Origin of the sequence: Aquisalimonas sp. APHAB1-3 (assembly GCF_048323695.1) — a bacterium.
Lineage (GTDB): Bacteria > Pseudomonadota > Gammaproteobacteria > Nitrococcales > Aquisalimonadaceae > Aquisalimonas.
The window spans coordinates 362,070-376,994 of sequence record NZ_JBLWFT010000001.1 but is presented as its reverse complement, the minus strand read 5'-3'; the positions used below and the strand labels follow the sequence as shown (position 1 = coordinate 376,994).

Here is a 14,925-nt window from a genome sequence, read left to right as displayed (position 1 = left end):
TCCCTATTTCAGCTCCCCCATCCGGACCACCCGCGCACATGTTTCCATGGGAAGGCAAGGACATCGCGGAGATCGATGCGCTGATGGCAGCGCGCGACCCGCGTCGCTATCGCCTCGGCCTGGTCACCGACTCGGGCGGCGACGCCTCCACCGTCATGGTCTGGTTTTCCGGCCGCAGCGAAATGGGCCATTATCTGGCGCGCGTGGAGCCTCGCCGCCGGGGGCTCGACGGGCTGGATTACATCCGCCTGCGCGACGTGCTCCAGGACGCGCTGGCCGGGCTGGAGATCAGGGGCACGAGCGCGGAGCTCCGTGACGCGGTCAACGCCTGTGCGGCTCCGGTCTTCCAGGTGCGCTGGTGGGGCACCCTCGAGACGCTGCGTCAGGGCGACGCCCCCTGGACCCGCGCACGTCTGGCAGAGCTGCAGCCCGCAGCAGCTCCTCCACTGCCGGCGCGCCGTACCGCAGAGCTCCTGGAACAGCTCCAGCGCTACGCACCCCGCGACGCCGACTGACGCTGCTGGCTGCGGCCACCGGCACGGCCGCCAATGGCGCCGCGTTCCCGCTTCTGCGCATACGCGCCGATGGCATCCTGCACGACCTGCTGCAGCACGGACTCGGACGCTGCCTGGTCGACGAAGCGCTGAAACGCGCGCTGCTGCCCCACCTGATGGGCACCGACGAGCACCTCGCCGACTCCCCCCATCAAGAGCCGCCCGACCCGCGGATGGAGATCCTGAACCCGCGCCGCGAACGGCGTCATGTCGCTGTCGTACGCGTTCTGGTCAACAATCATTACCGCCGTCTCCCGCGTCGCCAGCCACTCGAAGGCCTCGTCCGTGGTCGCCACACGGGCTACTGGCAATCGGTGTTCATGCGTCACCGCCTCCAGCTGCCGGCGAACGGCATCGTCACTACCGACAAGCAGCAGACCGGCACCGTCGGTGTCGTCGGCATCCGCCACCTGGAACCCGTCTCCGCCGCGGACCAGGTCATCGAATGCAGCCTCGGGCAACGGCCGGCTGAGGAGATACCCCTGCATCCAGTTGCATCCATACTGGCGCAGCATCCGGAGCTGCCCCAGGGTCTCGACCCCCTCGGCAACGATATGGCAGTGCAGGCTGTCCGCCATGGCGATAATGGCGCGAACGATGCCCGCGGTGTCGGGATCCCGGGTCAGTTCACTGACGAACGCCTTGTCGATCTTGAGCGTGTCCACGGGAAACCGGCGGAAGTAGCTGAGGCTGGAGTATCCGGTGCCGAAATCGTCCACGGCCAGGCTGAGCCCGAGCCGTTTGAGCGCTTCCAGGGTCGCCGCCGCCTCTTCCGGGTGATGGACGAGTGAACTCTCGGTGATCTCCAGCTCTACCCGGCGCGGATCGACATCCGTGCGGTCAAGGATCTGCCGCACGCGATCCACCAGCTGAGGGTCATCGAGCTGTCGCGCCGACAGGTTCACGGATACCACCAGATCCTGCCCGTGCTCCCGCCACCACCGGCGCTGGGCAAGGCAGGCCTGTTCCAGCACCCACGCGCCCACATCGAGGATCAGCTCGCTCTCTTCCAGCAACGGGATGAAGTCCCCCGGCATCACCAGCCCGCGCTCGGAATGATTCCAGCGCAGCAGGGCTTCCGCTCCGGTCAGCCGCCCGTTCTGCATATCGGCCTGGGGTTGGAAATGCAGTTCGAACTCACCTCGACCCAGCGCATGGCGAAGGTCGGTCTCCAGTGCCAACCGGCGGCGCGCATTCTCGTTCAGCCCAGCCGCGTAGTAATGGTACGCGCCGGCACCGGACTTCTTTACCGCGTCCAGGGCACTCGCGGCATTGCGCAACAGCAACTCGGGCCGGGCCCCATCCTCCGGGTAGACGGCTATCCCGGCACTGGCGCTGACGTAGAACTCGTGCCCCTGCACGCGGAAGGGCTCCTCCATGGACGTCAGCAGGGCGCGCACGCCCGGAGGAATGGCATCCGCGTCCGGAAGACCGTCGAGAATGACCGCGAACTCGTCACCCCCGACCCGGGAGACAACATCCCCGTCGTCGACAGCGTCCGCCAGACGCTCCGCCACGGCCCGCAGCAACCGGTCACCCAGTTCGTGGCCGTAGCTGTCGTTGAAGATCTGGAAGCGGGTGAGGTTGAGATAGACCACCCCAACGGCGCCATCCTGGGCCTCACCGTGGGTAATGGCATCATCCAGCCGGGCGAGAAAGAGATCGCGATTGGGGAGCCCGGTGAGGGCATCGTATTCTGCCAGATACTCCAGGCGCCCCTCTGCCTGGACCTGCTCGGTGATATCGGTGAAGAACGACAACGTCGCGTCAGCACCTTCCCACAGTATCGTGCTGGCCTTGCCCTCCACCCAGCACACACCCCCCGTCACGGTCAGAAAACGGAACCGCATGCACGGCTCGGCACCGTCACCCCGTTGAATGGAGCGGTACCATTCCCGCACGCGGTCACGGTCTTCCGGGTGCACGAACGCCATGGATGAGCCGGCCGTGTACTCCGCCGACACGAAGCCGAGCAGGTTCGCGAGCTGCGGATTGACGTACCGCACACGGCCGTGCTGGGACACCACCAGGCCGTCATGGGTATTCTCCACCAGGGAGCGGTACTGCTCGCGGGACGCGTACAGGGCCTCGTCCATGACCTTGCGTTCGGAGATGTCACGCGCGATCGTGGACAGATACTGCACCTGCCCCTGATCATCGCGATGGGCGACAACCACCTGGGAGACCGGCAGCTCGCGGCCGCTGCGGGTCTTGAGCGCCATCTCGCCACTCCAGGTACCGGAGCGCAACGCCTCCGGCACGGCGTAGTCGCGGGCCAGCCGCTGCGCCCAGAAGGGCATGAACTGCTGTGCCTCCAGCGTGCCGTCCACCGCCTCCCGTTGCACACCCAGCAGCGCACGTCCGGCCCGGTTGAGGTAGGTGATGTCACCTTCCGGAGTAAGCGTCGCCACGAGATCCGTCGTGGCCTCGAGCACGGTGGCCAACCGTCGGCTCTCGGCAGACGCCCTCACCCAGGCGGTAATATCGGTCACCACCGCCACGAGCTGTCGGCCGGCCGGTCCGTAGGGGTCGATGGACCAGTCGACGCGCAGCTCCACCGGCTCGGTGGTGTCCGCCGCCAGTTGGCCGCGAAAACTGCCGGCGCCATCGCTGTCGCAGCGCACGAGTTCCAGTGCCGCGGACAGCTGCTGGTGCGCACTCAGGCCACGCAGGAGCTCACCGAGCTCCGTGCCGGTCAGCGACGGTCCGGCCACGCCGAACATCCGCTCCGCTTCCGGGTTACCGAACCGGATTACGCCGCCCACATCCACTTCCAGGAAGGCGTGCGGAAGCGCCTCGACCCGCTGGCGCTGACGTTGTTCCGCGTCTTCCATTGCATCAAAGGCGCGCAGTTGCCCGGAGACGCCACTGCGGAGCGCAATAAACAGCAGGACCGCCGTCACCGCGACGAAGGCAAAGCCCTTGCCCATGCTGATCAGGGCGTGGGCCTCGGGATCCAGCCCCACCGCCACGAGCGCGGAGTCGCTGAACAGAATCCACAACCCCGCCACTAGCGCGTACAGCAACGCAACACGGGCCGGCAACCGGGGAAGTTGATGGTCTTTTCGCATACACTCCCGCCCTGTCCTTCCTTGAACCGGCGAGCCGGTTCGCGATCGCGCTCGGGCGATAATGTCACGCCTTGAGAGGCCAAACGACCAACCAGCTCTCATTAACGACACCCGCCTTGGACATCGCCCCCCGGCTTGCTCAATAATCCGGAAATCACATCCAAACAGAGCATCCCATGGCAAAGAGCCCGAATCAGCCCACATCCCGTCGTTACCGCGGCCGAACCAAGGAAGAGCTGCGCGAAGAACGCCGCGAGCGCCTGCTGCTCAGCGGTCTGGAGCTCATGGGCAGGGACGGCTATCCCAACACATCCATCGAGCGGCTGTGCGCCCATGCGCGCGTGACAACCCGCCACTTCTACGAGCATTTCCGCTCCCGCGAAGAGCTCCTGACCGCCCTGTTCGATAGATTCATCGACGATGCGCTGACCGTGGTCATGGAGCGGCTCCGCGCTCGCGAAGACGACGACCCCGTGGAGCGGGTGCTTGACGCCCTGCGCGGGTTTGCCCGGCTGTGCATGAACAACCCCACCCGGGCACGCCTTGCCCTGGTGGAAACCGTTGGCGTGAGCCGCGAACTGGAGAGCCGGCGACGGGACGTGATCCGTCACTTCGCCGAGGTCATCGCCGGGGCCGCAGGCCACATGGCCGACCGCGGCATACTAGCGCCAGCGGACTACCGCCTCGCGGGCGTGGCCCTGGTCGGGGCAACCAACGAGCTGCTGGTGGAATGGCTATCCGGGGATACCGGCCTCGACGCAGACCAGATGGAACGCCAGCTCACCGGTATCTTCCGCGCAATTATCGGCGGCTCCCGTAGCGGGCAGGCGGCGCGCGATGATGCAGCGGCCAACGGCACACCCGACACAGGTTCCCACTCCTGAGCGCTGGCATCCATGTATCGGGTCTCGACGTGCGGCGGCAGGAAGCGCTAGTCTTGGAGTGACGGCATGACGAGGTAACGAGTCGAGCCGTAATCGCTACACGGGAGGACATCTCATGGCGCTGTGGAGGTGCCGTGTGCCTGCAACCGCACAGGACCACGGAGCAGAAGAAGAAGGCGTGGTCGTCGAGGCCGAAACGCTTGAGGCGGCAAAAACCCTGGCAAAGCGGGAACTGGAATTCGAGGAAGTCTCCGTGGATGCCAACGGCAGAACGATTGCCGTGGAGATTACCGATATCGTCTGCGAAGCCATCGACGACTGAGTCCGCGTCTCCTACGGAGCGATCTCGCACGGGCCCTGCCAGTACCGGACACCTACCGCCTTCAGAAGCTGCAGTTCGTGGGAGGTGGTCACGTGATCGCCGACGGCCTCTGCATGGCAGGAGCGTGCCAAGGCGCACATCGCCTCCAGCGCCGCCGCCGGGTCCATTCCGTTGCGCTCTGCGGCGAGCACATCCCTGACGGAGATGCGCAGCACATCGGGGCGCGTCGCCTCCAGCAATTCCATGGACAGTGCGTTCTGCTCGATCGTGCGCACCGCAATACGCAGCCCCGGCATCCGCTCGCGCAGACGTTCGAGGCTCGCCCGGATGCGCGCGGGCGGGTCGCCCATGATTTCCGTCACATCCAGCTCCATCTGGGGCGGCAGAGCGTGCTTGTCCTTGAGACAACCGGCAAGGAATTCCGGGTAACCCGGATCCAGCAGCGCCGGACGCGGCGGCCGCACGGCCACTCGCATGCCGTCGGCGAACCAGCCGGGGTTCAGGCGGTCCCGAATCGCCTCGCGGCAGATGCGCTGCACTTCCATGCGGGCATCCGGCGTCTGGATCTGGCGTAACAGCCCCTGCATGGAACGCAGCCGATCCGCATCCCTGTCCCACCACTGCAGCAGCAGTTGCCGACCGACCATGACCCCGTCCCGCCAGCGCGGCCAGGCGTGCAGCACCAGGCATTCGTCCAGCACGCCGGGATCCGTCATCAACTCGAGCAGCCTCGTGTCAGGGCGGCGCCGTTCACTGTGCGCCCCGGCAGTGCGCATCCCGTCCTTACCCTCCCGCTTCGCCAGATACATGGCAGCGTCCGCCTCATCCAGAAGCCGCTCCGGCGGGCAGTCCGGGAAGTCCGCGGACAACGCCAGCCCCATGCTGGGCGTCAGTCGCTGGGTGACACCTTCCACGTGAAGCGGTTCCCGCAGGTTGTTCAGTAGCCGCGACGCAACGTGCTCACTTGCTGCGCGGTCCACGTCCCGCATCAGGACCACGAATTCGTCACCGCCCAGCCGCGCGACCTCGTCCCCGGGGCGCACGCCCGCGAGCAACCGGTCGGCCACCACCATGAGCACGCTGTCGCCAACTCCGTGCCCGCTGCGATCATTCACGCTCTTGAAGTCGTCGATGTCCAGGAGCAGCACGGCCACCTGGTCGCGCTGGGAGTCCACGGCCAGGTCATCCCTCAGCAGGCTCATGAGCCTGCGGCGATTGATCAGTCCGGTCAGTCCGTCCCGATTGGCTTCGTTGCGCACTGCCATGAGGGCGTTATTAACCCCCATGACCACGGCCGCAAGCTGCGCAAACCGACTCACGATCGCCTCGCATCCGCGAGGCGCGGCACCGGTGGCACCATGGAACACATACAACCCACCAAGGTGATTGCCCGCACCATCGGCGATCACATCGCAGGTCACCGCATGCAGGCCACAATCCGGCAGGATTATCCCGATCCATGCCCAATCGAGCGCCTCGTCAATGGCAACCACGGCCTCCTGACGCCCCGCCGGTAGAGCATGCCCCTTCGCCGCCATGGACTGCAGCCGCTCGGCGGCCCGGCACCCAGCGTCACAACCGCCAACGATAGCGCCGGTTTCATTACCATCAATGCGTATGATGGCCAGCGCGCCGGGCAGTACGGCCTCCAGCGCAAGGCAGATCTCCTGGAGCACCGGCACGTTCACGGCCCGAACGCGTTCCGCCGGGTTGCCGCCCGCCGCGGCTGTTTCCGAAACACTCTCACGTCCACCCACGGACAGACCGTCCGTTGGGCCGGTATCGGTTGACGTTCGCACCGCACCACCCCGCCTTTGCAATTTTTCTATATTGAGGCGTCACCAGGTCCTTGGCCCTGGAACTTCCCTTTTTTGCGCAAACCCATACCCCTTAGTTGCAGACGTGTTGCTCCTGATGTTGCCCAGCTCGAGAGGGCCGGGGTGAGATTCTCACCCCGGCGAGTATAAAACGGGAGGAGCGGGACTCCTCCAAATGCCGGTTGCCGGCTCAGACCTGACAGAAACCGGAACTGACTCGACCATCCAATTAACTCAAGGTATAGCAGACTGACATGCGGGTTGCATCATCGCCCCGATCTCAGCCGCCACCGCGCTGAAATCGCCGGTTGAAGTGGTCCATGAACGCCTTCCGTTCCGCTTCCGGGAAGTCGACAAAAATCAGGGTCACGGGCATCCATGGCAGCGACACCGAGGCGATCCGACGCACCTGCTCGGGGCCGAACTCCAGCCGGATCGTTCCCGTCTCACGCCAGGCCGTCACCACATTGCCGCTGCGCTGCCACTGATAGCCCGCCAGAACCGCAGGCAGCGCCTGCACGAACTCCATCTCGCGCAGCCCCATTTCCTTGGTGATCCGCTCCTCGCCACGGGCATGGCCGGCCACGCTATCCGCCAGCCACTGGCGGCCAGACCGCGAACGCATCGCCGTCACCGAGCACCGGCCGACCCCGTTCCGCCGGTTTGATGTAGACGCCGTTGCGCAGCACCAGGTGCGCCATCTCCCGCGGAACGCCCAGCTCCGCCAGCAGGGCGTTGGGTGTAATCCCCGCCGGGTACTCGACGGTCACCTCGTTGCATTCCGCCCCGTCGGGGAGGTAGACGTGCAGGCTTGCGAAGAGCTTAACCCGCAGCCGGATCATCTCCTGCCCCTGCGCGGGGGAACTGTCAGCACGGTCAGAGCACATGGGCGTTGTAGCCGATGGGTCGCGTTGCGCCGAGGTACGCCTCCATGAGCCGGCTCGGATCCTTGCGCAGCCGCTCCTTCCAGACCCCGAGCCTGACCCGGGTCTGGATCAGGCCGCGCAGCACGCCCACGTGCTCGGTCAGGCCCAGTGCACTGGCACCCACCATACGGTCGTCCTCGAACTGGAGGTTCAGGTAACGGTAGCGATCCGGGTCGTGCACGGTGATGCTGTCGCCGCCATCCTTACCCATCCACAACCCGAACGAGCTGGAAATGAGCCCGAGGGTGTCGAGGACGTTCATGTTGACACTGCCGTGGTAGGCCTGGTGCCTCCCCACCATGTTGCTCGCCGCGACCCGGGCATGGTCGGCGGCGGTCGGCTGAATGGCATGCACCGACTGCCCGCCGGTGGAGAAGTCCACCCCTTGGGCCACGTCGCCGGCGGCGTAGATGCCGTCGACGCTGGATTTGAGCTGCCGGTCCACCAGTATGCCGGCATCCATGTCCAGACCGGCACCCTGGAGGAATTCCGCGTTGGGGGTCACGCCCACCGCGGCAATCACCACGTCGGCATCCAGTACCTGGCCGTTCTCCAGGCGCACCGCGGCGGCGTGGTTGCCACGGCCGTCATCGATGGACGCAACCTTCGCATCCACATGAACCCGAACGCCCCTGGACTCGCACCAGTCCCTGATGAGGCCGCCGGCGGTTTCATCCATCATGCGTGGCACCATGCGATTCCCCGCCTCCACAACCGTGAGCTCGGTGCGCCGCAGGGCCAGTGACTCCAGGATGATGCAGCCGATGAAACCCGCCCCGATCAGCACCACCTTGGCGCCCGGTTGCGCTCCCCGCACAATGGCGCGGGCGTCCTCCAGCGTCCAGCAGTGATGGACCTCCGGCCGGTCGCCGCCGGGCACCGGCAAGTCCAACGGCCGGGAGCCGGTGGCAACCAGCAGGCGGTCGAACCCGAGGCTGCCGCCCTGGGCCAGGGCAACGCTGTGGCTACCCGAGTCCACGCCGGTGACCTGGTCGTGCAGCACGCGAATCCGCTGCTCGTCGAAGTAGCCCGACTGCTTGCGCAGGTACGTGCCGGCTTCGTCGATGTTCTCGATCAGATAGTAGGGAATCGCCATACGGGAGTATGGCGGCTCCGGCTCGCCGCTGATCAGGGTGATCTCGGCCTCGGGGTCGTGCCCGCGCAGCTGCTCGGCGGCGACCACGCCGGCGGGGCCGGCGCCAACAATGACGTGTCTCATGGTGTGCCTCCGTCTACAGCCCGAGCCGCTGCCGCGTCTCGTCGGTGATCCGGCCGTCCTCGGTCCAGCCCCTGATGGCGTAGTAGCGGGGCATCATCGCCTCCACGTCGTTGACCATCCCCTGGGCGGGCCCCACGTTCGCGGCATCCTTGCGCAACCGCTTCGGCAGAGTGTCGTCCTTGCCGGTGAGCCCGGCCCTGAGGTTGAAGTCACGCTCCAGGTTCCAGATGCGCTCCCCAACCTGCAGCAGGTACTCCGAGCTCCATTCGCCCTCGCAGGCGGCGTCGATCTGCGGTGCGATGTCGTCCAGCGTCCACGCGAACGTGGTGAACACACACAGGCCACTGGAATCAACTGCCGCGGTGGCATCCTGGAATGCCTTGACCAGCTCAGGTTTGCCTTCGGTAACCAGGGGATCGGTCTTCTCCGGAATGCCCAGCACCTCGGAGGACACCGTATAGCCACGCAGGTGGCAGGCGCCCCGGTTGGAGGTGGCGTACGCCAACCCCATGCCCTGGATGCCACGCGGGTCGTAGGCCGGGAACTCCTGCCCCTTGACGGTCATGGAGAGATCCGGGTGGCCATACTTCTCGCACAGGCGCTTTGAACCCAGCCCGAGCTCCTTGCCAAAGCCTTCGCCCCTGGCGGTGAGTTCGGCACAGGTGGTCAGGGCCTCCGCGGAGCCGAAGGTCAGCACCAGCCCGCCGGTGTCGTCCTTGGTGATGGCGCCCAGTTCATAGAGCTCCATGGCGGCTGCCACCGTTGCACCGAAGGAGATAGGGTCGATGCCGTCCTCGTTGCACAGGAACATCCCGTAGGTCAGGGCGTCGATGTCGTCCACGCCGGTGTCCGAGCCCAGCGCCCACGCGGCCTCATACTCCAGCCCGCCGGAGGCGTGCCAGTACTCGGGCTTGTTCTTTACCGTGTAGTGCCCCTGGTCGATGGTCGAGATCCGTCCGCACGCAATGGTGCAGGCGAAACAGGCCGCGTTGGTGGTGAGGTTCGGCTTGCCATCGCTCTCGCGCGGCTCATGCATGGCCTCGCCGGATATCCTGTGGGCGCTCTCGAACTGCACCTCGCGCATGTTGCGGGTGGGCATGGCGCCCATCTCGTTGATGACGTTCATCAGCACCTGCGTGCCGTACTGGGGCAGCCCGCCACCGGTGACCGCGTTGTCGGCCAGCACCTTCTTGCCGGCCTCGGTCGCCTGCATGAAACGCATCGGATCCTTGATATTGCCGACCCCACGGCTGCCGCGCACGGCCACCGCTTTCAGGTGCTTGGAGGCCATGACGGTGCCGACGCCGGAGCGCCCGGCAGCCCGGTGCAGGTCATTGACGATGGCCGCATACAGATTGCCGGCCTCGGCCGCCCGGCCGACGCACGAGATGCGCATGTCCGGATCCTGGTGGCGGCGGTGCAGAATGCCGTCCGCCTCCCAGACGCTCTTGCCCCAGATCTCGTCGGCGGGCAGCAGCCTTGCGTCCTCGTTTTCGATATGCAGGTAGACCGGTTTCTCGGAGCGTCCTTCGAAGATCACCATATCCCAGCCGGCCATTTTCAGCTCGGCGCCGATATAGCCGCCGGAGTTGGAGCAGGCGACCGCCCCGGTCAGCGGGCTCTTGGTGACCACCGAGTACCGGCCACCGGTCGAGGCCATGGTTCCGGTCAGCGGGCCGGTGACCATGATCAGTTTGTTCTCCGGCGACAGTGCGTCGACCGCGGGGTCGACCTCCTCCACCAGGTATTTGGTGGCCAGTCCGCGCTGCCCCAGGTAGTCCCGCGCCCACTGCTTGTTCAGGGGCTCACTCTTGATGCTGCCATTGGTGAGATTCACCCGCAGCACGTTTCCCGTCCAGGCCATGACTTGATCCTCCGCTCAGCGCTCGAACACCTGCACTTCCTTCGGCTTCGGCGGGTTGAACCGCGCGGGAGCCGAAGGCGCCTGCTGTGCCCAGGCGCGCATGCGCTCGTAAGTGGTATCCGCCTCGTCGACATAGGTAATGGCGCCGGTGGGGCAGGCCTTGGCACACCAGGGGTCGCCGCCACAGAGGTCACACTTGATGACCTTGCCGGAATCCGGCTCGTAGTTGACGGTGCCGAAGGGGCAGGCAATCGTGCACACCTTGCACCCCACGCAGACGTCCTCGAGCACGTTCTTGGAGCCCGTCGCCATATCGACGACGATGGCTTCCACAGGGCAGGCATGCATGCACCAGGCTTCCTCGCACTGGGTGCAGGTATAGGGAGCGAACTTGCCTTCCTCGTGGAAGCTGAAGACCTTGATTCGGGACTTGGCCGGGTTGAAGACGCCCTCGTTCTCGTAGGAACAGGCCATTTCGCACTGCAGGCACCCGGTACATTTCTCGGGTTCCAGTTTAAGAGCCATTGCCATGGCTTTCTCCTCCGCTTCGGCACCGTTTGCGTTCTGAGCCTCGCAACCGCCAAAGCCTTGTCAGGCAGGACATTCTGCGATGCCCTTCCAATTGAGAATAGGCGCCATTACTGAAGAAGTCATGCGTTTTCTTTGCTGCAGTGCGAAGCCGTGGTCCGGCGCTGGTGGTGGACCTGAAGGTCCACCCTACGGGGGCTGGCGGCGGACGGGCGTGCGCTGGTGGTGGACCTGAAGGTCCACCCTACGAGGCTGGCGGCGGGCCGGGGCAACGGGACGTAGGGTGGACCTTCAGGTCCACCGGATCGGTGGCGCGCCGGGAGCCGGCCGTCAGGGCCGGGAGGAACGGAACCAGTCGCCTGAGGAGACCTGCGGCAGCCGCTGGCCACGGGGTCTGTAGAGGTAGATCCAGGCATCGCCCCAGGGTGTGGTCAGGGGCCGGCGCGTGTAGGTGCGGGGGTAGTCCTCGAGGGCGTCCAGCTCCCGGAACCGCGCGGGCGTCACGACGTAGACTTCGCCCCGGACCGCCGTCTGCCCACCGGGCACCACCCCGGGATACGGGCCGATGTCGAGCATGGCGAACACCGGATCGGTGAGATGTTCGCCCAGCAAGCGCGCATCCTGCAACAACCGGTGATTGCTGCCTCCCCGGCGCAGGGTACCGTACACAAAGATCTGTTCTCCGAGCAGGCGGGACACGGGCCTAATGCTCCTCACTGAAGACCAGTACCCGGCCATTCTGCCAGCGTCCCTCGGCCAGTTGCGACACACGGAAAACCAGGGTCCGTGGCCGGCCGTCGCCCCGCTTCACAGTGGTTTTCCAGGCATCCGACACTTCGCCGGGTGTGGTCACCACCGGCTCTGTCTCGCCCAGCAGGTCCAGCAACCGGTAGCCGACCAGCTCCGCGCCATCCCGGTTCAGCAGCGTCTTGGCCGCCGGATTCACGTAGTCGATGACACCATGCGCATCGGTCACCACGATTCCCTCGGTGACACTGCGGGTAACCGTACTGAGGAACTCCAGTTGCTCGCGATGCTGCGCATCGACCGCGCGCATGGCGTCCAGCGCCTCGCTCTTGGACAGCACCGCGCCGGCATACTGGGCTAGCTGTACTCCGATCGCCTCATCGTCAGCGGTGAACTCGCCCCGGTAGCGGTCGGCACAGAACACCATGCCGATCACCCTTGCGTCATGATTGACGATGGGAACACCGAGACCACAGCGCGGAAAGCCCGCTTCGCCGTTTTCGTCCTCGAATTCTGCCTCGGTCAGCAGAACCGGCGCCTGGGACCGCCGCAGTTGCTCCCACAGCCAGTCGGGGGCAATCAGCTCCTGGCTGTCACTGAAACCGGCGTACTTCTCCGAAGCCGCGATCACCGATGACAACCCCTGCCCCGCGGTGCTGTCCAGCACCGTCACCTGACACAGGTGCGACTCGAGCAGCTCACGCGACTCCCGGGCCAGTGTGTCCACGGCCCGTCGCCAGTTGCTGGTGGTGTTCAGCGCCAGAGAAATGCGGCCCAGCTCCCGCAGCCTCCGGGCGTAGATCTGCGCACGGGTAAGCGCTTCCTGCAGATCGGTCTCGAACTCCACCCGTTGCGTCACATCGAGAATGAAGGCCAGCACACCGGTGGCCCGCCCCTCCGAGTCACGAGTCAGAGAGAGGGAGATCATCGCCGCGAACGCCTCACCGTCACTGTTCTCGAGCTGCAGCTGCAGCTCGTGCGCCCCCTTGAGAAGCACCGGCTCCATGAACTCACGGCGCAGGGACAACTGATCCGGCCCGGGGCGTAGCAGCCGCAGCGGGCTGCCCACCATGGCCTCTGCCTGATACCCGAACAGACGTTCGGCACCGCCATTCCAGAAGGTGATGTTGCCCGCCAGGTCCGAACCGATCACGGCCTCGTGGATCTGCTCGAGGATCTGGGCCTGGAAACGGAGCTGATCCCGGCTCTCCCGCGCCTCCGAAATGTCCCGCAGGTAGACGGCCACGCCGTCCTCGGTGGGATAGACGCGGACGTCCAGCCAGCGGTTCAGCGCCGGATCACGCACCTCCTCCACCAGCGGCTGGCCGGTCTCCATTACCTTGGTATACAGCGGATCGTAGATGGCGCGGTTCTCCGGGAACAGGTTCCACAACGGCTTCCCGATCACGTCTCGTCCCTTGATCCCAGCCATTTCGCAGATCACCCGGTTGACATAGGTCACCCGATAGCCGGCATCGAGTGTGAGAAAGCCATCAGCCAGACCATCCAGCGTGTGCTCGAGACGCAGGGCCGTAGCCTGCCGGCGGGCCTCCGTGCGTTCCCGCTCCACCATCACCAGTTGCAAGGCCTCGGCATTCCGGGCGGCGGTCACGGCGCGCTCCCGGGCCAGCAGGGCCAGACGCATGGCCACCAGGCCGATCAGCGCCAGCAGCACGCCGCTGAACAGCACCACATCGCCGACCCGTGACCGCTCCGCGGCGATCAGCGGCAGATCGGGCCAGGCGGTGGCTGTCCAGGTCGCACCGTACAGGGCGACCGTTCGCTCCGCCTGGACGAGACCACCCTCACCAGGCCCGACCTCCGGGCCGAACACGTGCGCGCCGTCGCGCTCGCGGACCTGAAAGACGAAACCGGGCTCGACACCGGCGCGGGCATGCCGGAACAACCCATCGAGCCGGCGCACACCAATCAGGAATCCGCCGTCCCCTCCCTGATGCGGGGCCGGTGTAATCATGTAGACGAAGGCGCTGTCCCGGAGCCGCTGGAATACCGGCGAGAGACGTGTACGACCAGTCTCGGCGGCGGCTTCCAATGGCAGGGCCGCGCGGCGGTCATGCTGAAACGCTTCGGGCGCCATGGCCTCCCGCCACAACCGGCCCTGCGACCAGCGCAGCACGCCCTCCGGTCCCAACAGACCGACGCCTTCCAGATCCGGAAAGTGGGTGAGGTAGGCCGCGGCGTCGCTTCGCCACTCCTCTTCGGTCAGGTCCGGCCGCTGTTCAAGGCGCCGCGCCATGCGCTCCATGGCCTCCACCCGCAGCCCCAGATCAGAGGCGACCACGACGTGGAAGCGGTCGAGAACGCCCTCGGTGCGCTCCACCCAGTGCCCGCGCTCCTCGTGCAGGATTACCTGCCAGAGCAACAACGTGCCCAGCAGCACACCACCGAACGCTGCAACGGGGAGCAGGAGACTGGCCCGTCCTTGCAACCGTGAGACGTCCCCGGGGTGCGGCGTTCCGGGCAGCAGGAATCCACCGGCCAGCCCCATCGCGAGCGCAGCCATCGGTACATCGAGTAACCATAGCGCGACCGCCGCAATCAGGGCCGTGGCACCGGCGGCGCGCCAGGGAAAGGGCACGCGATCCGGGAGGCTGGCGACCAGCAGCACGGCCGCAACCAGACCGCCAACGCTGCCGCCGGGCACGTCGGCGGGGACCACCCATCCGCCGGTCAAGGCCAGCAGCGACGCCGCGACCGCGATGGCGGCAAGCGACGCGGCGACCGTCGCGACACCGGCGAACAGGGTCATCCAGCCGGCGCCGGCCAATGCGAACGCCAGACCGGAGAAGACGGAAAGATCGCCGAGCAGTGATTCAACGCCGGTGAACCCGGCGGCGCCGGTGAGCACCAGACCGCCGGACGACAGCGTGGCGACGGCGCCGAGGCCGACGAGCGCCGCAGCCAGGAGTAGTCGGTAAGTGTCGAGCCACAGATTCACCGAACGCCTCCTCCCTGCATGCGGTTGCGCTCCC

At 66.2% G+C, this 14,925-nt stretch carries 12 protein-coding genes; 3 read left to right on the top strand and 9 right to left on the bottom strand.

What is annotated here, in order from left to right:
• Positions 1 to 38 precede the first annotated feature (38 nt).
• On the top strand, positions 39 to 515 hold the full coding sequence (locus ACNSTU_RS01715) for a hypothetical protein (protein ID WP_290631620.1): 477 nt from the start codon (positions 39 to 41) through the stop codon (positions 513 to 515).
• On the opposite strand, the gene ACNSTU_RS01710 is transcribed toward ACNSTU_RS01715, so the two are convergent.
• Positions 491 to 3,625 (bottom strand): bifunctional diguanylate cyclase/phosphodiesterase, encoded by a 3,135-nt coding sequence (locus tag ACNSTU_RS01710; protein ID WP_290631622.1) that lies wholly within the window; start codon positions 3,623 to 3,625, stop codon positions 491 to 493. The two genes, ACNSTU_RS01715 and ACNSTU_RS01710, sit on opposite strands and share 25 nt — an antisense overlap.
• A 176-nt stretch (positions 3,626 to 3,801) precedes the next feature.
• Between ACNSTU_RS01710 and ACNSTU_RS01705 the strand changes: the two genes are divergently transcribed.
• Positions 3,802 to 4,509 (top strand): TetR/AcrR family transcriptional regulator, encoded by a 708-nt coding sequence (locus tag ACNSTU_RS01705; protein WP_290631624.1) that lies wholly within the window; start codon positions 3,802 to 3,804, stop codon positions 4,507 to 4,509.
• Positions 4,510 to 4,645: 136 nt separating this feature from the next.
• Positions 4,646 to 4,831: a hypothetical protein gene (locus tag ACNSTU_RS01700; RefSeq protein WP_290631627.1), complete on the top strand. Its 186-nt coding sequence runs from the start codon at positions 4,646 to 4,648 to the stop codon at positions 4,829 to 4,831.
• Positions 4,832 to 4,842: 11 nt separating this feature from the next.
• On the opposite strand, the gene ACNSTU_RS01695 is transcribed toward ACNSTU_RS01700, so the two are convergent.
• From ACNSTU_RS01695 to ACNSTU_RS01660, 8 genes are all read right to left on the bottom strand, one after another.
• On the bottom strand, positions 4,843 to 6,588 hold the full coding sequence (locus tag ACNSTU_RS01695; protein WP_418212029.1) for a diguanylate cyclase domain-containing protein: 1,746 nt from the start codon (positions 6,586 to 6,588) through the stop codon (positions 4,843 to 4,845).
• A gap of 340 nt (positions 6,589 to 6,928) precedes the next feature.
• Positions 6,929 to 7,273 (bottom strand): hypothetical protein, encoded by a 345-nt coding sequence (locus tag ACNSTU_RS01690; RefSeq protein WP_290631631.1) that lies wholly within the window; start codon positions 7,271 to 7,273, stop codon positions 6,929 to 6,931.
• A complete protein-coding gene (locus ACNSTU_RS01685; protein WP_418212028.1) occupies positions 7,236 to 7,490 on the bottom strand; it encodes a MoaD/ThiS family protein in 255 nt (84 codons plus the stop codon). The genes ACNSTU_RS01690 and ACNSTU_RS01685 overlap by 38 nt, the downstream gene beginning before the upstream one ends.
• Before the next feature lie 34 nt (positions 7,491 to 7,524).
• A complete protein-coding gene (locus tag ACNSTU_RS01680; RefSeq protein WP_290631635.1) occupies positions 7,525 to 8,793 on the bottom strand; it encodes an NAD(P)/FAD-dependent oxidoreductase in 1,269 nt (422 codons plus the stop codon).
• Between the two features lie 13 nt (positions 8,794 to 8,806).
• Positions 8,807 to 10,657 carry an aldehyde ferredoxin oxidoreductase family protein gene (locus tag ACNSTU_RS01675; RefSeq protein WP_290637293.1) on the bottom strand — a complete coding sequence of 617 codons (1,851 nt, stop codon included), beginning with the start codon at positions 10,655 to 10,657 and terminating at the stop codon, positions 8,807 to 8,809.
• Between the two features lie 15 nt (positions 10,658 to 10,672).
• Positions 10,673 to 11,188, bottom strand: a complete 516-nt coding sequence (locus tag ACNSTU_RS01670) for a 4Fe-4S dicluster domain-containing protein (RefSeq protein WP_290631639.1) — start codon at positions 11,186 to 11,188, stop codon at positions 10,673 to 10,675.
• Positions 11,189 to 11,515: 327 nt separating this feature from the next.
• On the bottom strand, positions 11,516 to 11,884 hold the full coding sequence (locus ACNSTU_RS01665) for a gamma-glutamylcyclotransferase family protein (RefSeq protein ID WP_290631641.1): 369 nt from the start codon (positions 11,882 to 11,884) through the stop codon (positions 11,516 to 11,518).
• A 4-nt stretch (positions 11,885 to 11,888) separates the two neighbouring features.
• Positions 11,889 to 14,891: a PAS domain-containing protein gene (locus ACNSTU_RS01660; protein WP_290637295.1), complete on the bottom strand. Its 3,003-nt coding sequence runs from the start codon at positions 14,889 to 14,891 to the stop codon at positions 11,889 to 11,891.
• Positions 14,892 to 14,925: the final 34 nt, after the last annotated feature.